We start from the raw sequence: 17,583 nt of genomic DNA, 5'->3' as shown, positions 1-17,583 counted from the left end.
GGCTTCGGGAGAACTTGTTCCTGGGAGGTGAGGACCGAGATCACGGTGATTGACGCTCTGTGCAGTCACCATCGCGAGGACGAGATCGACGACCCGTTGAAGAGTATCGATGCGGAGGGAAGGGACCTGAGCTTTGAATTGAGCGGTCAGTTCGCTCGCCTGTCGGGAGGCGGGTCTGGGGAGGGTCACAACTCCTAGGACACCGCCTTTTTGCGTGCCTGTCGAGGGACACGCCACCGATGACGTTTAAATGCGTCTAGGACAGCAAAAAATTAAAGATGTCCTCTACAGAGGGTGATTAATTTAACAGATCTAATAATTTATAGAATGTGCGATTTGAAATGCATCAATCTAGTGAAAAAAGAAAGTGGTAGAGTTTTCGTGGGATATTATGACTAATTTCTGCTGGGCGTGATCCCATGCTTGATCAGGTCTCTGTAGAGATCCAACCATTCTTCAGGAGTGTCGGCAATCGCACCGTGAGGCCGGAAGGAATGGAGATAGTTTTGCCACGCCTGATCTCGCAGATCAGGGAATCTCTGGCCGTACAGCTCGGCTGCTTCGAGAAGACTGGCCGCGATCGTGACATCACTACGCTCTCGCGACGTTTTCGCCGCTGGCTGTGAAACTTCGATGATCGCCGCTGGGTTGAGTCTCCTGACGTCCTCTTCTTTAATAGAAAGGATTTTGACGAGAGCGGGGAAGTAGTCGCTCTTGATCCAGTTCACGCGCCCATTCACCATCTGAGAGATGTAGGTAGGGTCGGCACCTATTTCTTCCGCGACTTTCGCCTGGGTTTTGCCCGAAGCACGAATGTAGGCTCTCAACCGCTCACCGAGGACTCGAGGATCTGTCGCTGGATGGTCAAAGGCCATGGGGGAAACCTCGCACCGCGTAGATACTGGAGTCAACATAGCTCACACTATGCACCAGTGTAGATACAAGTTTCAATGCTCACCAGTTAAGATGATTCAAGTATTGACTCACCAATATTGATAGTAGTATCATCTGGGAGCGCACGTTCGCCACAGGAGGGTGGGGAGGGGGAGCCTGTGTGCGGCGGGCGAATATCTCGCCATGGCAGTCGTTTGGTACGAAAGGCCTCGTAAATCTCTCAATTTTGGAATTCGATCCACCCTGGCTTCGCAGCGTCGGTTTGCAGTCATTGTCTTGGTGCGGTCCATTTGCGACAGTTAGTTGATAGATGAATCAACCTTAATTGTGGCAGCCGAAGCACAGTGCCACGTGACGAGCCAAACCGAACAACCCATTCAGGTGAAAGCTGAGGGCATCCAGAGCATTGAAAGGAGTGGTCATGACTCGAGGAAACCCGAACGACAAACGTACGCCCTGCCCGGAACCGCAGCCGGTGGGCACGCCCGCCCCGCTCACGCGGCAGGGGACATTCAGCGGGCCAGCCATCGCCGTGTGCGAGCGCATGCCGCGCGAGACGCTCGTCCGGCCGACCGAGGGGGGAGAGGTGTGCCTGCCGCCCGTTCGCCCCGTGGGTGTGCCACTGCAGCGGGTCACCGTTCCCCCGGCCGAGTGCCTGTCCGGCGTGGTGGTCGGCACCTTCCACGAACCTCGCCCGGAGATCACCGCCCCCCGCGACGTGGAGGATCCCGTGACCCTGATCCCCGTGGACGCGGACCCCACCCTGATCGGGGTGCGTGTCACCCGCGTAGACACCGCGGTGTCTATGACCGTCGTCCTGACGCGCGAGCAGCAGCGCGCCCTGCTGCAGGAACTGCAGGCACACCTGGACCGGCCGACCCTGCCGGACCCGCTCGCGGGACAGGACGCCGCCTTCGGCTGCTGGCGGGCTGGCGAGCGGGACGACCCGTGCTCCGACTGCGTCTTCAGCGGGCCCATGATCGGCGGGGCGCACGACGAGGAGGACGTCGTGTTCTGCTGGCAGCTGGACGAGGCCATGAACGGGAGGCGCTGATGCCCCGCCTGACGCTCGGGGTGACGGCCCGCACGACCGTGATCTCCTGCGCGGTCCTCGCGTTCCGGTCGGCGTGGTGGGCGGCCGTGGATCCCGCGCGCTGCGGCGTTCTGCCGGTCGTGCTGTGGATGGCGGCGGCTGGCGTCGGGGCGATCCTGCTGCCGGTCCTCGCGCGACGCGGGGGGCGCGGGTGACGGTCGTCATGACGCGCGCCCCCCGCGTGTTCCGGCTCACCGTGCAGGCCGGCGCTCCCCCGTGCCGGCGGGTCGCCCGGGTGCGCGCGGACATCCTCCCGGGTGGGGGAGGGGCGCCCGGCCGGGACGGCGTGCCCCTCGCCGGGACGGGCACGCCCGCGCACAGGAAGCCGACCGGGCGGGCGTGCGGCTCCTGCGCGAACACTTCTTTCGCCCGCTTCCCTGTCGGGGTGGCGTGTCGTCCGCCGCGGGGCGATCACCTGAGCACCCGCAGGACCGGCCGTGCGGCGCCCGTCCCGCAGGGCGACCTGCACCCCTTCACCCTCACCGTGGACTCCGGCGGGCGCGTCGGTGTCCGGCGGGGACGCCCGTGACGGCGCCGCACGCGCACGACGCCGCGTACCGCGCCGGGCTGCAGCGGCACGCGCACGTCCTGTACCCCGAGGACCCGGCGGAGTTCCGCGCCACCTGGACGGCCGCCGGAACCGCCGCGTGGATTCAGGAGGTGGTGCGCGCCCTCAGCGACCGTGAGCTCGCGTCGCTCGCTGAGGGGCTGCGCGGCACGTTCCTGCACGCTCCCGGCCGGGTCATGGACCTCTGGGCGCTGGCCCGGTACACGGCGGGGCTGCAGTGAGCAGTTTCGCCACGGACTGGGCGTGGAAGCAGCACGTGCAGCCGGCCGGCCGGAAGTTCGTGCTCGTGGCGCTGGCCGAGTTCGCCGACGCCGAGGGCGCCTGCCGCGTCGCGCAGGCGGAACTGGCCGAGATGACCGGTCAGACCGGCCGGAGCGTCCTCACGCACCTCGCGGTCCTCGAGACGGCCGGGCTGATCACGCGCGAAGCCACCCGCGACGAGGACGGCTACCGGGACCTGGACGTGATCCGGCTGATGGCCGTGAACGGGCCGCGCCGGAACCGCGCGAAGCCCGCCGTGGACGACGCGCGGCCGGGCCTGACTGAAACGGTTTCAGGAAGGGACAGCCAGGGTGAAACGGTTTCACGTGGGCCGGGCCGCCTACCTGAAACCGTTTCACCGCAGGGAACATCTTTTCTTCCTTATGTCAGAAAAGATGTTCCCAACACCACCCCGGCTTGCGAGACGCACGTTTCCGGGCACACGGAAACCGGGGGTGGTGCTGGCCTTCCGGTCACCGAACACCGCGCCCTGCACGCCACGCCGGACGAGGCGGCCCGTGACCGAACCGGGACCACCGGGCCCGGCACCGACCAGCGCGCCCGGGCCGCCCGGCCCGGCACCGTGAACGCTTCCGGACCCGTTCCGCCTGCCGGGCCGTACCGGGCCGCGCTGAACGCCATCGACACCGCCGGCCTCACCCCCGACTGGGCGCAGTGGATTCGCGCGAACGCCCTGCGGCCGGCCGCGCAGGAAGCGCAGGCGCCCGTCTGGCAGGCGTGGATCGACGCCGGGCACGCCGACACCCTGAAAGTGCATGCCCTCGACCTGGTGCAGTCCGGCGGGAGCTTCACCCACCCCTGGGGCGCCCTGAAAGCCCGCATGCGGAACGCCAGCATTCCGCCCGCCGGGACCGCCCCGCCCGCACCGGTCCCCTACCGTCCCGGTGACCGCGTCCGGTACGAGGACGGCAGCGAAGCCGTCGTCCTCGACGTCCGCGCGCGCGGCATCACCACCGACCACCCCCACCACCCGGACGTGCCGATCGGCCGCCTGAACACCCTGGAGCGCACCGAATGACCACCCCCCTGATCCCACCGCACAACCACGACATCGAAGCCAAAACCCTCGCCAGCGTCATGATCGACCCGGACGGCGCGTGGCCGCACGTCAGCGAACTGCCCGCACAGGCGTTCACCAGCCACCAGGCCCGCGCCCTGTACCGCGCCATGACCGACCTGCACGCCCAGGGACAGCCGCTCGACGCGCCCGAACTGCTGCTCCAGCGGGCCGTGCAGAACGGAGACGGAGCCCCGATGAACCCCGCGTACCTCACGGGCGTCCTCGCGAGCGAGATGACCGCCTTCTACGTCCAGCATTACGTGAGCACCCTGCGCGACCTGCACGGCCGCCGCGAAGCCATGACCCTCGCCTTCCGGTTCGCGCACCACGCCGCGCACGGCGACCTCCCGGAAGAAGACCTCCGCACGCTCGCCTCGCAGATCGGCACCACCCTCGAGAACCGCAGGCACACCGGCACCACCACGCACGCCACCGCGATCGACGCGGCCCTCGCCGACCTCGACCTCCGCACCCCGAACGCCATCTCCACCGGGTACCGCGACCTCGACGACGCCATCCTCGGCTTCGAACGGGGCGCCCTGTACGTCCTCGCCGCCCGGCCCGCCATGGGCAAGACCGGCCTCGGGTACAGCTTCGCCCTCAACGCCGCCAGGAACGGCCACGACGTCATCGTCGCCAGCCTCGAGATGACCGCCCGGCAGCTCGCCACGCGCGCCCTCGCCACCGCCGCCAGCGTCGACCTCAGCCGGATCCGGCAGCGCACCACCACCGCGCCCGAACGCGAACGCCTCCACGCGCACGCCGCCCGCACCCGCAACCTTCCCGTCACGTACCTCGAAGCGACCGACCAGACGGGCCTCAGCATCGCCCGCGACACCCGCAACCACCACGCGCACGGGCACTGCGACCTGCTGCTCATCGATTACCTGCAGCTCATCGAAAGCGGCCGGCCCGGCAGCGAGAACCGCGTGCAGGAAGTCGGCACCATCAGCCGCAACCTCAAGAAACTCGCGCTCGAACTGCAGATCCCCGTGATCGTCCTCAGCCAGCTCAGCCGCGCCGTCGAAACGCGCCCCAATCACCGCCCGCAACTCTCCGACCTGCGCGAATCCGGCGCCATCGAGCAGGACGCCGACACCGTGATGTTCATCTACCGCGACGAGTACTACAACCCCGGCACCGACCAGCAGGGCACCGCGGAAATCATCATCGGCAAACAGCGCAGCGGCCCCATCGGATCTGTGCACCTCAGCTACAGCGCCGAGTACGTCCGCTTCGGCAACCTCAGCCGGACCACCTGACGCCGGACCACGAACGTGCCCACGCGCTGCAGGCCGAGCACGGAAACGCCGACCCGACCGCCTCCCGCAGTGACGCGCCGGGCGACGGCGTCCCACCCCGCATCGCCACTGCCGGCCCTTCGGGCGGAGACCGTCACAGTCCAGCCGTTCCACCCGTCGCCATGAGCGGCGTGGCACCCACCCACGTCACGCCCTGACGTGCCGGCCTGACCACGGTGGGAGGCCCGGCCGGACGTGAACCCGGCCCCACCTGCCCTGATCGCCGCCTGAGGGACGCCGGGCCGGGAGGAGCGCCGGAACAGCCATGCATCGTTTGACGCTCGGTGCATACCGAGCCATGGTGAAGCAATCAAGGCGACCTCCGGGTCGCCTCTTTCCGTTTGAACTGTTCCCTCCGCGTCTGGCCGGGCGCGCCCAGGGACCGGTGTTCCGGGAGGCGCAGACCGCTACACTGCGCTCCGGAGGTCACATGCCGTCACCTGAACAGCTGCTGGAACGCCTGGACGCCATCGGCCGCAACCTCTCCCGACGGCCTTACGCCCTCGCACTGATCGGGCTCGGCTCCGTGGGCCTGGAACTCGACCGGCTCGACGCCTGGTCCGACCTGGACTTCTTCGTCATCGTGGACCCCGGCCACCGCGAGGACCTGCTGAACGACCTGTCCTGGCTTCCGTTCAGCGGCCCCCCGGCGTTCGTCTTCCGCAACACGCCCGACGGGTACAAGTGCCTGTCCGCCGACGGGATCTTCGCGGAGTTCGCCGTCTTCGAGCAGCCGCAGCTGGCGTCCATTCCGTTCTCCCCGGGCCGGGTGGTGTGGAAGCGGGACGATGTCTCTGAGCGGCTGGCCGTCCCGGACCGGGAAGCCGTCCCGGACCGCATCGATCTCAACTGGCAGGCCGGTGAGGCCCTGAGTAACCTGTACGTCGGTCTGCAGCGCTTCCGGCGCGGCGAACGTCTGTCAGCGACGCGCTTCGTGCAGGGGTACGCGCTGGACCGAGTCCTGACCATCGCCGGGGCGACCGAACCGGCGGCCGCAGGCCACCAGGATGCCTTCAGCCCGGAGCGGCGCGTGGAACTGCGGTACCCTCAGCTGAAAGCGCTGCTGGAACGTGCGACCGGTGGGTCTGCCGGCACGCCCGAGTCGGCGATGGCGCAACTGGAATACCTGGAACGGCATGTGGACGTCAATGCCGGCATGGCGGCCGCGATCCGGGCACTCTGCGTGCCGGACGCAGGGTGAACTGAACGTCAGGCGTCCAGCGGACGGGGCGAGCAGTTGCAGGTCGGGTGCAGCTGGAAGTGGGTGACCGTTGTCACGGCGTTGATCTGCTCGGGGAGGGCTGCCGGAGTGCGTTCTGGGATCTCCGGCAGCGGGGAGACACCGGATGACCTGATTCGCCCGTGCAGGCGAACTGGCCGGTTCAGCGTCCGGTGTGGAGCCGGTCGAAGAGGCCACCGTCACCGAAGAACTTCGGCTGCGCGGCCTTCCGCCTGAAGAACTGAACCCGGTCCCCGCCGATGAACGCCCGCCGCGCAGTTCCGGACGGTGGCGACCGCGCCGCGCCTCAGGTTCCGGGAGGTCCCCTCCGGTCACTTCAGGCTGGACGCCGGGGTCGGCTGCAGCCGGGTCACGGTGATGTTCTCCGATTTCAGCAGCGGATCGGCGGCCGGACCGATGTCGTTCTTCCACTCAGGACTGCCGTACACTGCCGCGTACTGGGCTTTGAGCTGCTCCTCGCTCTCGAAACGGCGGATCCAGACGTACACGTCGGGGTCCTGCTCATCGACGAACGACCCCACGATCTGCATGCCCTGCTCGGTCTGAAAGGGAATGATCCGGGTCTCCATCAGCTGCACCCAGGCGTCACGCTGACCAGGCTCGGTCCGGTAATGGCGAAGTTCGTAGATCATGGCTGCATTCTGGCAGGCCCGGACCAGGGAGGGAAGCTCTGTGGCGCGGCCGGTGCTCCGGCCATGCGCTGCCGGTCCTTCACCCGCTCCCGTGGCGTGCAGCAGGGGAGTGGGCCGCGCGGGTGCCGGACGCCGACCCCACCCTGGTCCCCCCCCACGGCGTCCCGTCCTGAGGCGCGGCCGACCGCCCGCTCCTCAGGGCCGCACCTCGAACCGCTTCACGCCCCCCGTGCCCCACAGCACGGCGGTGCGCCGCCCGGCCGGGAGTGCAGGCAGCCGGCCCCCCACCGCTCCACGTGCACCCCGCAGGACGCCACCGTGATCAGGCGCAGATCCGAGGTGCAGGCCAACTTCTCGGGCCGGTTGTCGTACACCGTCCGTCCCTCCTCGTCCCGAATCAGGAGGACCTGCCCGCACAACCGCAGGTCACGCCTCGCGGCGCTGCACCACACGTCACGGAATGTCACGCGCAGGTCAAGACGCTGGCCCGCTCTGGCGTCATCCGGCAGCATCGGCTCCGGCGTGAACGGGCCGGGGCCGACGTTCACGGTCGCCCGCGGGGACAGCGGTGGCTGACTTCGGAGCGTCAGGACGGCGGTGTACTCGCCCGGCGTCAGGTTCACCGGCAGCGTCACCGCGCACCCGCAGCGCTCACCGGTCCTGAAGGTCACGTGCTTGCCCGTATCGCCGTCCGCCGTGAGAGACCGCCTGGTGACCGGCAGCCCGCCTGCCCGGTCGTACACCTTGAACACTGGGCAGGGAATGAAGTCTCCGCGCCGCGCACGCACGACCTGCGGACACCCCCATTCCGCTCCTGCACTGCCGGTGAGCCTTCACGTGTACACCGGCGCGTACAAGACCGGCAGCCCGGCCCTGCTGGCCGACAAGCTCACGCAGGGGCCGCGCCGCCTGCAGAGCAGGCTCGTCTTGCTTCGAGCCGGGGCGTACACCATGGTCCTCAAGGGTTGCCCGAAGCCCGGATTCCAGTGTCAGCCGTTCACGTTCAGCTGGCCGGTCCGCGTCGACGCGCCCTGACCCTCCCGCCAGGACGGCCCGCACCTCCGACGCCAGCACTGCTGTCAAAGAAGCCTTCGTCTTCGGCAGAACCGCAGCCGCACTGGCCGTGCAGGAACGGCCCACGCTTCCGCGACGCTGCTGAGGGCAGATGAACAACAGCCCCCGATACTGACGTGGGGATGTACATATCTTCACATTCCGGGGGGGGACAGGGCTCCAGCGTCACAGTTGTGAACTTTCGCAAGTTCCCTGTGATGTGGTTTTAGCTAATGTCACCCTCGGTACCTATGTCTTCCATCCCCTTTCCATTCAAGGAGTCCAACGTGACCTCAACCCGAATCGGTCTGCTTCTGACCCTGACCGCTGCCCTGCTCACGGGATGTGGGTCCACGCCCGTCGCCTTGAATGGAAACCTTCCGGGGCAGTTCGCACCCCGCTACGACGACCTGGTGACCGTCGTGCTCCAGTCTGGGGATAGCCGGGCTTCCGTGGAGGCCGCACTCGGCGGAACCGTGTTGAACTGGGACACGTCCGGTTGCGCCGCCGGTACGGCAGGAACGTGCCAGGCGATGATCGGACTGAACACGCCAGGGACCCTGTCCGCGCAGGCGCTCGGCTCCGCACTCGGCCGTGCCGTGACAGTCGAGCCGAACAGGGACCAGTTCAGCGGTGGTGGCGTGCTGACCGCCACCATGGGGGGATCACGCTCCATCTGGGCGGGTGGGAGCCTGCTGGCCTGGTCGGGTGGTTCCCGGTCCATCTGGGCTGGCGGAAGTTACGCGCCCATCCCGCAGAACGACGCGCTGTGGACTGCCCTGCACCTGCAGCAGGCTCAGGCCCTGGCTCCGAACCTCGGGGCGGGCGTGACGGTCGCCGTGATCGACACGGGCCTCGACCTGAACCACGCAGCCTTCACGGGAGCATTGAGCGACCCGTCCACCTGGAAGGACTACGTCGGCGGGGACGCCGTGCCTCAGGACGAGGGCACGCTCGGCACGGGCGGCTACGGGCACGGCACCAACGTGGCAGGCATCGTCCTGCAGATCGCGCCCGCGGCGAAGATCATGCCGATCCGGGTGCTCGGCCCCGACGGGTCAGGCGACCTGGTGAACGTCGCCAGCGCCATCACCTGGGCCGCCGCGCACGGCGCCAACGTCATCAACCTCAGCCTCGGCAGCACCAGCGACTCCAAGACGGTTCAGGACGCCATCAAGGCGGTGACAGCGAAGAACGTGCTGGTCACCTCCTCCGCCGGCAACGCCAACATGGACAAGATCACCTTCCCGGCCGCCACCGCCGAGAGGATCGACGGCGTGATGAGCGTCGGCAGCCTCACCCCTCAGGACGAGAAATCCGTCTTCTCCAACTATGCCAAGGAACTGCGGATCGCAGCGCCCGGCGAGAACGTGTACGCGCCCGCGCCCGGCAACCTGATGGCCGCCTGGAGCGGCACGAGTCAGGCGGCCCCGATGGCCGCCGGTGCTCTGGCCCTGGCGCTGGGCCAGAGCCTCAAGGTGCCCGCCAGCAGCCTGCTCGACACCATGGCGAACTCTGCTGCCGACATCTACGCCAACCCGCTGAACCGTCCGTACGCGAAAGATCAGAAGCTGGGCAGCGGTCGTCTGGACCTGTCCGCGTTCCTCACGCTCAGCGTCAAGTAGGACGGCGCATGGGGAACGACACCTGATGAGCGCGAAGGATTACCACTTCGGACGTCTCATCCAGGAAAGCGACGAGCAGCTGCGCACACTTCACGCGGAAGTCCTCCGCCTCATGGAGACCAGCGCGCGGGACGTCGTACCCGCTGCACAGGCGTACTGCAGGCTCGCCGACCTGCTGAACGACCACGCCGCCCTGGCCCAGAGTCACGTGCTGCTGGGTCAGGCCCTGCTTCACGCTTCGGAGTTCCAGCCGGCACTGGAGGCCGTGACCAGCGCCGGCCAGACTTACGCAGCGTTGCATCACCAGATGGGCCAGGCAGAAGCCGAAACGCTGGCCGGAAAAATCAGTCTCAGCCTCGGGCAGTTCGAAGAGGCGCAGCAGCACCTGAGCCGCGCCATCAGCCGGGTCGAGCACGGCCGGGACGCGAAAGAGCAGGCCCTCCACGCGACCGCCCTGAACCATCTGGCAGTCGTGCAGGTCAACCGGGGCAATGCCGGCGAAGCGCTCCTGTCGCTGGAACAGGCACTGCAACTCTGGATCACCCTTCACAACCCGGGCGGGCAGATCAACTGTCTCATCAACCTCGGAAACATCCAGAACGAGTTAGGCCAGTACTACGCGGCCATCCGGTCGCTCAGCCGCGCCTACGACCTTCATAAATCGGACATGCAGGACGTCCGTACCGGCGCACTGATCCTCAGCAGCCTCGCCCGCGTCCACTCGTTCAATCAGGCATTGCCCCTGGCGGTGGAAATCGCGCGGGCTGCACTGGTCTCTGCTGAGGAAACTCAGGACAGAGCGCTGATCACCAGTACCCGCCTGAACCTGGGCACCTTCTGCCTCGAAGCCGACCTCCACGACGAAGCCGAGCTTCACCTGAACGCCGCTCTCCAGCAGAGCCGGGACATCGGATTTCAGACAGCCGAACAGGCCACCCTCGACAGCCTCGGGACCCTGTACAGGAAAACGGAGCGCCTGACCGCAGCGCAGGAGGTGTACCGAGCTGCGCTGGCCCTGGCTCTGGAACTGGGTGACCCTCAGGGTCAGCTGGAAGTGGAGCTGCATCTCGGTGCGGTGGAACTCTCACTCGGCCATCTGAGCGCGGCCACCCAGCACACCTCCCGCAGTCTGGTGCTCGCCCAGGAGATCCGGAGTCCCAAAGAAGAGATCGAAGCGCACCGGCAACTGGCCGTCCTGGCTTCCATGCAGGGCGACTACCGCGCCGCATTCGAACACGAGCAGGCGCACACCCGCGTCAAGGACGTGCTCTTCAACGTCGAACGCGACCGTCAGACCCAGAACCTCAGCATTCAGTTCGAGGTCGAACGGGCCAGACACGACGCGGACGTGTACAGGATCAGGACGGAGGTGGAGCAGGAGGCCAGGATCACGGCCGAGCGGCTCGTTCAGGAACGGACTGCCGAACTGGCCCGTGCACAGCACGAGGTGGTCACCCGGCTCGCCATGGCGGCCGAATACCGCGACGACACCACCGGCGAACACACCCGGCGCGTCGGGCGGTCGTCCGCGGCAATCGCGCGCGCCCTCGGCTGGCCTGAAGATCAGGCGAAGCTGCTGGGCATCGCGGCACGCCTTCACGACGTCGGAAAGATCGGCATTCCCGACGCGATCCTGCTGAAAGCAGGCCAGCTCGAGTCGGTCGAGTACGAGCAGATGAAGACACACACCCTGATCGGAGCGCGAATCCTGTCCGGTGGGCATTCCGAGCTACTTCGCATGGCCGAGGAAATCGCCCTGACCCACCACGAACGGTGGGACGGCAGCGGTTATCCACTCGGGCTGCGCGAGTCGCAGATTCCCATGACAGGCCGGATCGTGGCGCTGGCAGACGTGTTCGACGCCCTGACGCAGGCCAGACCGTACAAGCGCGCCTGGACGTTCCAGGAAGCGCTGGAGGAACTGCAGAACCAGTCCGGAACCCACTTCGATCCGCTGATCGTCAAGACTGCCCTGCGGGTGCTGGCGTCCCCGCTCTCACCGACCGGCGGCGCAGCGGTTCCGACGGCTCTGGAAGAGGGGGTGCTTGATGAGTGGGACGCGTCTCACATCCTCGGCGTGTTCGAACAACTGCTGGTCGAACGGACCCGCGACCTGGAAATCGCGCGCCAGCAGGCGGAACAGGCCACCAAGAACATGGCGCGAATGGCATTCACAGACAGCCTCACCGCCCTTCCGAATCGTCGGGCCTTCGAGGATGACATGCGGGTGGTCTTCCAGCAGGACCTTGCTGAGGCAGACGGTGGCGCGCTCGCCGTCATCATCTTTGATCTCGACGGATTCAAGGCAGCCAACGACACGCTGGGACACAGTCAGGGCGATCACCTGCTCAAAGCGTTCGGTCATGGTCTGGAAGCGGCGTTCCGATCAGTCGGGCGTGCCTACCGGATCGGTGGGGATGAATTTGCGGTGATCGGCACCCGGACGCCGGATGACACCACCGTGGGTCGTCTCCTGCAGACTGCACTGGAGCAGGCCCGGCATCAGACACCCGTCCAGCTCAGCGCCAGCATGGGCATCGCCCGGTACCCGCTAGACGCGCGCACTTCGGATGATCTGCTGCGTTTCAGCGACCGACAGATGTATCAGGACAAATATCACCGGCGCAGCAGCAGGTGATACGGTGCTCGGCTGAACTTGTGAAGTTCAGCCGAGCGAAGCGTGCGCCAGCGAGTACGGTGTTGAGGAGGTGGAAGCGGGCAAGCGTCCTGCAGGGGGCTGTCCTGCCCAAGAAGGGATGTCTGTGCTGTTCCCGGCATCCCTGGAATCGGATCAAAACCGTATCAGCAATGGTCCAGACAGGTTCAAGCGGCTTTGACGCCCAAGTCGAGCGGTCTCTCCGCACCTGTCGCCTCTGCCCGACTCATCTCGGTCCCCGAGCACATTGACACCACCACGCCCGCAGGCCGGAGGATGATGCAGATGGCGGCAGCCGTCCAGCTGTTTCAGGTCCATCCGGCCCCAGTGAGTCGCCTGACGACCCGGCGGCGTCGACTCCAGGGCCGACTCACCGAAGCCGCCGAGTGGCCAGGATACACTTGGGCGTGTCCTCTGCATTTCAGGCCTTTTATGCGACTGGGCGTGAACTTCAGCGCCATGCCAGCGGCCTGGGCCTGCTGGAGCGGGAGCGGATGCGAACGTTGTTTCCGCGGTATCTGCCTCCAGCGCCCGCCACGCTGCTCGACATCGGCGGCGCCCACGGCGCCCACGCCTTCTGGCTGGCGGAACAGGGCTACGCCGTGCACCTGCTGGATCTCGTCGAGGCGCATGTCGAGGCGGCCCGCCTCGCCGATGGAGGACGCCTCACCAGTCTCCGCGTCGGGGACGCCCGCGCCTTGCCCTATCCGGACGGGTTCGCCGACGCGGCGCTGCTGGCGGGCCCGCTCTATCACCTGACGGACCGCACGGATCGCCTCCAGGCGCTCCAGGAGGCCCACCGCTGTCTGAACCCGGGTGGCCGACTGCTCGCTGTCGGCATCAGCGCCTCCGCCTCGCTGATGGTCGGCTGTGTCAACGGCTGGGTGCTGGACGCCGATTACCGGGCGATGTGCAGCCAGGAGGTGCAGACCGGCGAGCATCGGCGCCCGCCGACATGGCCGCAACTGTTTCCTGACGGCCATTTCCACCGTCCTGAGGCCTTGAGCGCCGAACTGGAGGACGCCGGATTCGAGGTCGAGACGGTGCTGGGCATTCAGGGCCCCGGCTGGCTCCTGCCGGAGTTCGGAGCGCAGGTCCAGACGCCGGAAGGCCTCACTGTCCTGCTGGAGGTGGCGGCCATGACAGAGACCGATCCGCTTCAGAGTCCACACCTGTTGGCCGTGGGGCGCAGACGATGACCGGAAAGCAGCGCCACTTCCCAGCACGTCAAAGATCGGTGACGTGCTGAGCAGTCATCGCAACCGGCATGATGAAGACTGGTTGCGACTGGCGCTGACAGAAGCCGTCAGTGCCGGCCGGCGTGGTGAGGACCCGTTCGGCGCTGTGATCGTCATGGGGGGGCGGGTCATCGCCAGAGGCGGTTCGAGGGAACTCGAACTGGGTGACCCGACAGCGCACGCGGAAGTCCTGGTCATCCGGGAAGCGTGCCGTACCCTCCGCAGCCTGTCGCTGACCGGAAGTGTCCTGTACAGCAGCACCGAACCGTGCATCATGTGTGCCGGCGCACTGAAGTGGGCCGGCATCGACCGTGTGGTCTACAGCGTGCCGCAGAGTGCGTTGCAACGGGTGAGTGGCGGCAGACTGAAACCCGGCTGTGCAGAGCTCGTCAACACGGGAAACAGGCACATCGAGGTCACCGGACCGCTCCTGCTCGAAGATGGACAGGCGGTGCTGGCGGGAGACCGGTTCACGTCCAAAGCGCAGCGATACGCTGCCCAGAACGGTCCTGCATCTTTCCCTGATGAGGGCTGATTCATGCCTGCTCAGCAGGACTTCAACAGAACACGCGCTGATCAATACCAGATACGGGCCCATCAGGCGGCACTTTCCAATGACAGACTCCAGAACCGTCCAGCGCCCTTGAAGAGGAGAAGATGTCGATTCCCAACCGTATTCATATCCTTGGCGCCTCAGGCACCGGGACCACCACGCTCGGCCGACTGCTGGCCGAGCACTACGGATACGTGCCCCTGGACACGGACGATTACTTCTGGCAGCCGACGGTACCACCTTACGAGGTCCCAAGGCCGCGGAAGGAGCGGCTTGACCTGCTTGAGCACGCCCTGGCCCGTCATCGGCGGTGGGTCCTTTCAGGCTCCCTGTGCGGCTGGGGTGACGTACTGATCCCCGAATTCGACCTGGTGATCTTCCTGTCCGTGCCGTCAGCGCTGCGGTTACGGCGCCTTGAAGCCCGGGAGCATCGACGCTTTGGTCCGGCGATTCTGCCGGGCGGCGAGTTGTACGAGAAGCACCGTGAGTTCATGGACTGGGCCTCCCGGTATGACGGTGCGGATCACAGCCAGCGGAGCAGAGCCTCTCACGAAGTCTGGGTACGGCACTTGAGTTGTCCTGTGCTGAGACTGAGCAACGACGGTTCCATGAAGCGCCTTCTTGAGACCGTTGCTGAACTGTGGCCCCTCTGAGGCCAGGACGTCAGGCGGCAAGCGGCCTCAGGTTCGCCCGTTCTGCAGGAGTCCTCCTTCGTAGATACGGCGGATGGTGCCCTCCAGGTCCGGCTCCAGCACACTCAGGTCGCGTACAGGGGCACCGGCCGTCACACGGGCGATCACTTCGGCGGCACTCTGTGCCCGGAAGCCGTAGGTGACCCGCAGACCATCCTGAGTCAGCAGGGTTGTTCCGGTCACTTCCGGTCGTTCTGGCAGTTCCGAGTAATCGACCACCAGTCGCCGTTCCCCGCCGAAGCGTTCCTGCAGTCCTGCCAGTGCCCCGTCGTAGAGCAGACTGCCGTGGTCGATGATCATCACCCGGCGGCACAGCCGTTCCACGTCCAGCAGGTCATGGGTGGTCAGCAGCACCGTCACCCCCCGCTCCTGGTTGACCTCACGGATGAATTCCCGGATGCGCTCCCGGGCGACCACGTCCAATCCGATGGTCGGCTCGTCCAGGAAGAGCAGGGCCGGTTCGTGGAGCAGCGCGGCAGCCAGATCTGCGCGCATCCGCTGCCCCAGGCTGAGGTTCTTGACCGGGGTGTTCAGGAACGGGCCAAGTTCAAGCAGCCCCGAGAAGGCACTGAGATTCTCCCGGAAGCGTGCGGGAGGAACCCGGTAGACGTGCTGAAGCAATTCCAGCGACTCGCGAACCGGCAGATCCCACCACAGGGTGGTGCGCTGCCCGAAGACCGCCCCGATGCCCGCCACGTAACGCCGTCGGTCCTGCCACGGGACCAGGCCGTTCACGCGGACTTCGCCGCCGCTCGGCACGAGCAGGCCGGTGAGTACCTTGATGGTGGTGGACTTCCCAGCCCCGTTCGGCCCGAGGTACCCGACCATCTCCCCGGCCTTCACGGTGAAACTGATATCGTCCACTGCCCGGGTGACCTGCCTGCGGGTGGAGAACAGCCCGCCGAGCCGCCTGGAGAAGGTCTTGCTGAGTCCTGCGACCTGAATCAGTGCGTCCTGCATTTCAACTCCCTGTGCCCTGGTAGTACCGGAGGCCGAACCGCCAGAAGGCCACACCCAGCCCGAGAAAAGCGAGGCCTGCGAGAGGCGAGACATACGCGGTCCAGTGGGGCAGTCCGGGCGGGAACGGACGCCCCAGCACCACCAACACTGGCGGGAAACTCAGCAGGCCCACAGGGAGAACGAGAGCCGCCCGCCTGAGCCACTCGTCGTAAATCGACAGCGGATAGCTGATCAGGGTTTTACCTCCGTAGGTCACGATGTTCATCGCTTCGACGTTCTCCGTGGTCCAGAAGGTCAGCGTGCCGCCCACCATGAACAGGCCACCGAAGAACAGCACCAGGCCAGCCAGGCTCAGCAGCAGGAGCAATGCCTTCTCCGGTGTCCAGAGCAGTGGGTGAAGTCTGTTGGCCCAGATCAGGATGCCAACGCCGAGCAGCATCCGTCCCACCCGCCGCAGCGAGAAGTCACTGCCGAACACCTGCAAGGTCAGGGACGCGGGGCGCAGCAGCAGCATGTCCAGCCCGCCGCGCCGCACCAGCGCACTCAGGTTGGGCGCATCGAAACCGCCGAACAGCAGGTCCATGGTGGCGAAGCCGAGCTCGGCCATCCCGTAGAGGAGGGCGACCTCGCCCAGACTCCAGCCGGCGGCCCCAGGGCCACCGAGATGTGGGAAGCGCTGCATCACCAGGGCGAAGGCCGAGAACTCAGCGAGCGTCAGCAGAGTGGTGGCAAGCACGTCCAGAGCGAACGACACCGGAGAGTTGAGCTGTGAGCGGACCTGCGCCCGCAGCAGTCGGAAGTACAGCAGGACGCCGCTCATCCGCCCAGCACCACCAGTCGCCGTAAGGCCTGCACCAGCACCAGTCGGGACGCCAGGGCCAGCCCGACGCCCCAGGCGGCCTGCACCACCAGGATCCGCAGCGCGTCCAGCCCCTCGGCTTTCCCCGTCCAGAGGTCGACCACGCTCTGCATCATCGATGGGAACGGCGTGAAGGCACAGAGCGTCTGTACCCAGTCTGGAAACAGCGTGAGCGGCAAGATGAAGCCCGAGGCGAACATCAGCACGGTGAACGCCAGCCGACCCATTCCCATGGCGTTGGGGGACCAGAAGGCCGTGAGGTTGATCAGGAAGCGGAAGCTGAAACTGACGAACCAGCCGAGCAGGGTACTCAACAGCACCAGGAGCCCCGCGACCCAACTGTGAGGCAGCCTCAGACCGAACAAGGCGGCGTACAGCACCAGGATCGGCAGTGCGCGCATCAGGAATTGCGCGGCCGCTCGGCCCGCATCTCCGGCCAGCCAGAAGCCGAAGTAACTGTAAGGCCTCAGCAGATCGCTGCCGACCTCGCCGCGGTAGACGGTGCTCATCAGCTCGAACCAGCCGAAAAGACTCATCACCATGATCAGTGCCTGGGTGATGCCGGTGTATGTGACGGCGTCGCTGATGCTGAATCCCTCGGTCAGGCCGCGCCCCCGCAGCAGAGCGAAGAGGACGCTCATGCGCAGGACGCCGAAGAACAGGTTGGTGAGCATCCCGGCGACGGCAGCCCGGCGGTAGGTGAGCTGCCGGACGAAGCTTCGCCTTGCCACCTCCCAGAACAGCCGGATCTCTGTGCGCACAAGAGGTCGAGACTATTGATACCGGTTTAAATTGAGGTTACCTCCATGAGACGTTGTGGCAACTTGATGTACCGAATCCTCTGCCATCCCGCACGCAGCCGAGCCCTCAGCTCTTT

16 protein-coding genes and 2 pseudogenes are annotated in these 17,583 nt (G+C 66.4%); 12 read left to right on the top strand and 6 right to left on the bottom strand.

What is annotated here, in order from left to right; genetic code table 11:
* Both IEY33_RS19410 and IEY33_RS18825 read right to left on the bottom strand, forming a co-directional pair.
* Positions 1-189, bottom strand: a pseudogene (locus tag IEY33_RS19410) (IS4 family transposase); the annotation flags it as partial.
* A gap of 206 nt (positions 190-395) precedes the next feature.
* Positions 396-875 (bottom strand): helix-turn-helix domain-containing protein, encoded by a 480-nt coding sequence (locus IEY33_RS18825; RefSeq protein ID WP_188964841.1) that lies wholly within the window; start codon positions 873-875, stop codon positions 396-398.
* 440 nt (positions 876-1,315) lie between these two features.
* Here IEY33_RS18825 and IEY33_RS18820 point away from each other — a divergent pair, with 440 nt between their 5' ends.
* From IEY33_RS18820 to IEY33_RS18795, 6 genes are all read left to right on the top strand, one after another.
* On the top strand, positions 1,316-1,948 hold the full coding sequence (locus tag IEY33_RS18820) for a hypothetical protein (RefSeq protein ID WP_188964840.1): 633 nt from the start codon (positions 1,316-1,318) through the stop codon (positions 1,946-1,948).
* Positions 1,948-2,142 carry a hypothetical protein gene (locus IEY33_RS18815; RefSeq protein WP_188964839.1) on the top strand — a complete coding sequence of 65 codons (195 nt, stop codon included), beginning with the start codon at positions 1,948-1,950 and terminating at the stop codon, positions 2,140-2,142. The genes IEY33_RS18820 and IEY33_RS18815 overlap by 1 nt, the downstream gene beginning before the upstream one ends.
* Positions 2,143-2,512: 370 nt before the next feature.
* Entirely contained in the window at positions 2,513-2,776 is a 264-nt protein-coding gene (locus IEY33_RS18810; protein ID WP_188964838.1) for a hypothetical protein, read from the top strand.
* Complete coding sequence (locus IEY33_RS18805; RefSeq protein WP_188964837.1) at positions 2,773-3,855, top strand: helix-turn-helix domain-containing protein; 1,083 nt, start codon at positions 2,773-2,775, stop codon at positions 3,853-3,855. The genes IEY33_RS18810 and IEY33_RS18805 overlap by 4 nt, the downstream gene beginning before the upstream one ends.
* Positions 3,852-5,159, top strand: coding sequence for a replicative DNA helicase (locus IEY33_RS18800; RefSeq protein ID WP_188964836.1), 1,308 nt, complete (start codon positions 3,852-3,854; stop codon positions 5,157-5,159). The genes IEY33_RS18805 and IEY33_RS18800 overlap by 4 nt, the downstream gene beginning before the upstream one ends.
* A gap of 469 nt (positions 5,160-5,628) precedes the next feature.
* Positions 5,629-6,399 (top strand): hypothetical protein, encoded by a 771-nt coding sequence (locus IEY33_RS18795; RefSeq protein WP_188964835.1) that lies wholly within the window; start codon positions 5,629-5,631, stop codon positions 6,397-6,399.
* A 350-nt stretch (positions 6,400-6,749) separates the two neighbouring features.
* Here the strand turns inward: IEY33_RS18795 and IEY33_RS18790 are convergent, their stop codons facing one another.
* The gene (locus tag IEY33_RS18790; RefSeq protein WP_188964834.1) at positions 6,750-7,070 is read right to left on the bottom strand and encodes a putative quinol monooxygenase; all 321 of its coding nucleotides are present in this window, start codon (positions 7,068-7,070) and stop codon (positions 6,750-6,752) included.
* 825 nt (positions 7,071-7,895) lie between these two features.
* On the opposite strand from IEY33_RS18790, the gene IEY33_RS18785 reads away from it, so the two are divergent.
* From IEY33_RS18785 to IEY33_RS18760, 6 genes are all read left to right on the top strand, one after another.
* The gene (locus IEY33_RS18785) at positions 7,896-8,105 is read left to right on the top strand and encodes a hypothetical protein (protein ID WP_188964833.1); all 210 of its coding nucleotides are present in this window, start codon (positions 7,896-7,898) and stop codon (positions 8,103-8,105) included.
* A gap of 551 nt (positions 8,106-8,656) precedes the next feature.
* Complete coding sequence (locus IEY33_RS18780) at positions 8,657-9,748, top strand: S8 family serine peptidase (protein WP_229671167.1); 1,092 nt, start codon at positions 8,657-8,659, stop codon at positions 9,746-9,748.
* A gap of 25 nt (positions 9,749-9,773) precedes the next feature.
* Positions 9,774-12,386 carry an HD domain-containing phosphohydrolase gene (locus tag IEY33_RS18775; protein WP_188964831.1) on the top strand — a complete coding sequence of 871 codons (2,613 nt, stop codon included), beginning with the start codon at positions 9,774-9,776 and terminating at the stop codon, positions 12,384-12,386.
* Between the two features lie 425 nt (positions 12,387-12,811).
* Positions 12,812-13,603 (top strand): class I SAM-dependent methyltransferase, encoded by a 792-nt coding sequence (locus tag IEY33_RS18770; protein ID WP_188964830.1) that lies wholly within the window; start codon positions 12,812-12,814, stop codon positions 13,601-13,603.
* Between the two features lie 43 nt (positions 13,604-13,646).
* On the top strand, positions 13,647-14,177 hold the full coding sequence (locus IEY33_RS18765) for a nucleoside deaminase (RefSeq protein ID WP_188964829.1): 531 nt from the start codon (positions 13,647-13,649) through the stop codon (positions 14,175-14,177).
* 122 nt (positions 14,178-14,299) lie between these two features.
* Positions 14,300-14,848, top strand: a complete 549-nt coding sequence (locus IEY33_RS18760) for an AAA family ATPase (protein ID WP_188964828.1) — start codon at positions 14,300-14,302, stop codon at positions 14,846-14,848.
* A 27-nt stretch (positions 14,849-14,875) separates the two neighbouring features.
* Here IEY33_RS18760 and IEY33_RS18755 read toward each other — a convergent pair.
* From IEY33_RS18755 to IEY33_RS18745, 3 genes and pseudogenes are all read right to left on the bottom strand, one after another.
* Positions 14,876-15,754 (bottom strand): annotated as a pseudogene (locus IEY33_RS18755) (ABC transporter ATP-binding protein); the annotation flags it as partial.
* A 94-nt stretch (positions 15,755-15,848) separates the two neighbouring features.
* Positions 15,849-16,667, bottom strand: a complete 819-nt coding sequence (locus IEY33_RS18750; RefSeq protein WP_188964826.1) for an ABC transporter permease — start codon at positions 16,665-16,667, stop codon at positions 15,849-15,851.
* Positions 16,664-17,467, bottom strand: a complete 804-nt coding sequence (locus IEY33_RS18745) for an ABC transporter permease (RefSeq protein ID WP_188964825.1) — start codon at positions 17,465-17,467, stop codon at positions 16,664-16,666. The genes IEY33_RS18750 and IEY33_RS18745 overlap by 4 nt, the downstream gene beginning before the upstream one ends.
* Positions 17,468-17,583: the final 116 nt, after the last annotated feature.

It is taken from the genome of Deinococcus aquiradiocola (genome assembly GCF_014646915.1).
GTDB classification, from domain to species: Bacteria; Deinococcota; Deinococci; order Deinococcales; family Deinococcaceae; genus Deinococcus; species Deinococcus aquiradiocola.
Note: the sequence above shows the minus strand (reverse complement) of the source record. Positions and strands in the feature narration are given on the sequence as shown.

Coding starts and splice junctions, on each gene's coding strand:
- IEY33_RS18750 (WP_188964826.1), bottom strand. CDS start 16,667: ATGAGCGGCGTCCTGCTGTACTTCCGACTGCTGCGGGCGCAGGTCCGC.
- IEY33_RS18800 (WP_188964836.1), top strand. CDS start 3,852: ATGACCACCCCCCTGATCCCACCGCACAACCACGACATCGAAGCCAAA.
- IEY33_RS18780 (WP_229671167.1), top strand. CDS start 8,657: ATGATCGGACTGAACACGCCAGGGACCCTGTCCGCGCAGGCGCTCGGC.
- IEY33_RS18820 (WP_188964840.1), top strand. CDS start 1,316: ATGACTCGAGGAAACCCGAACGACAAACGTACGCCCTGCCCGGAACCG.
- IEY33_RS18815 (WP_188964839.1), top strand. CDS start 1,948: ATGCCCCGCCTGACGCTCGGGGTGACGGCCCGCACGACCGTGATCTCC.
- IEY33_RS18790 (WP_188964834.1), bottom strand. CDS start 7,070: ATGATCTACGAACTTCGCCATTACCGGACCGAGCCTGGTCAGCGTGAC.
- IEY33_RS18760 (WP_188964828.1), top strand. CDS start 14,300: ATGTCGATTCCCAACCGTATTCATATCCTTGGCGCCTCAGGCACCGGG.
- IEY33_RS18825 (WP_188964841.1), bottom strand. CDS start 875: ATGGCCTTTGACCATCCAGCGACAGATCCTCGAGTCCTCGGTGAGCGG.
- IEY33_RS18775 (WP_188964831.1), top strand. CDS start 9,774: ATGAGCGCGAAGGATTACCACTTCGGACGTCTCATCCAGGAAAGCGAC.
- IEY33_RS18795 (WP_188964835.1), top strand. CDS start 5,629: ATGCCGTCACCTGAACAGCTGCTGGAACGCCTGGACGCCATCGGCCGC.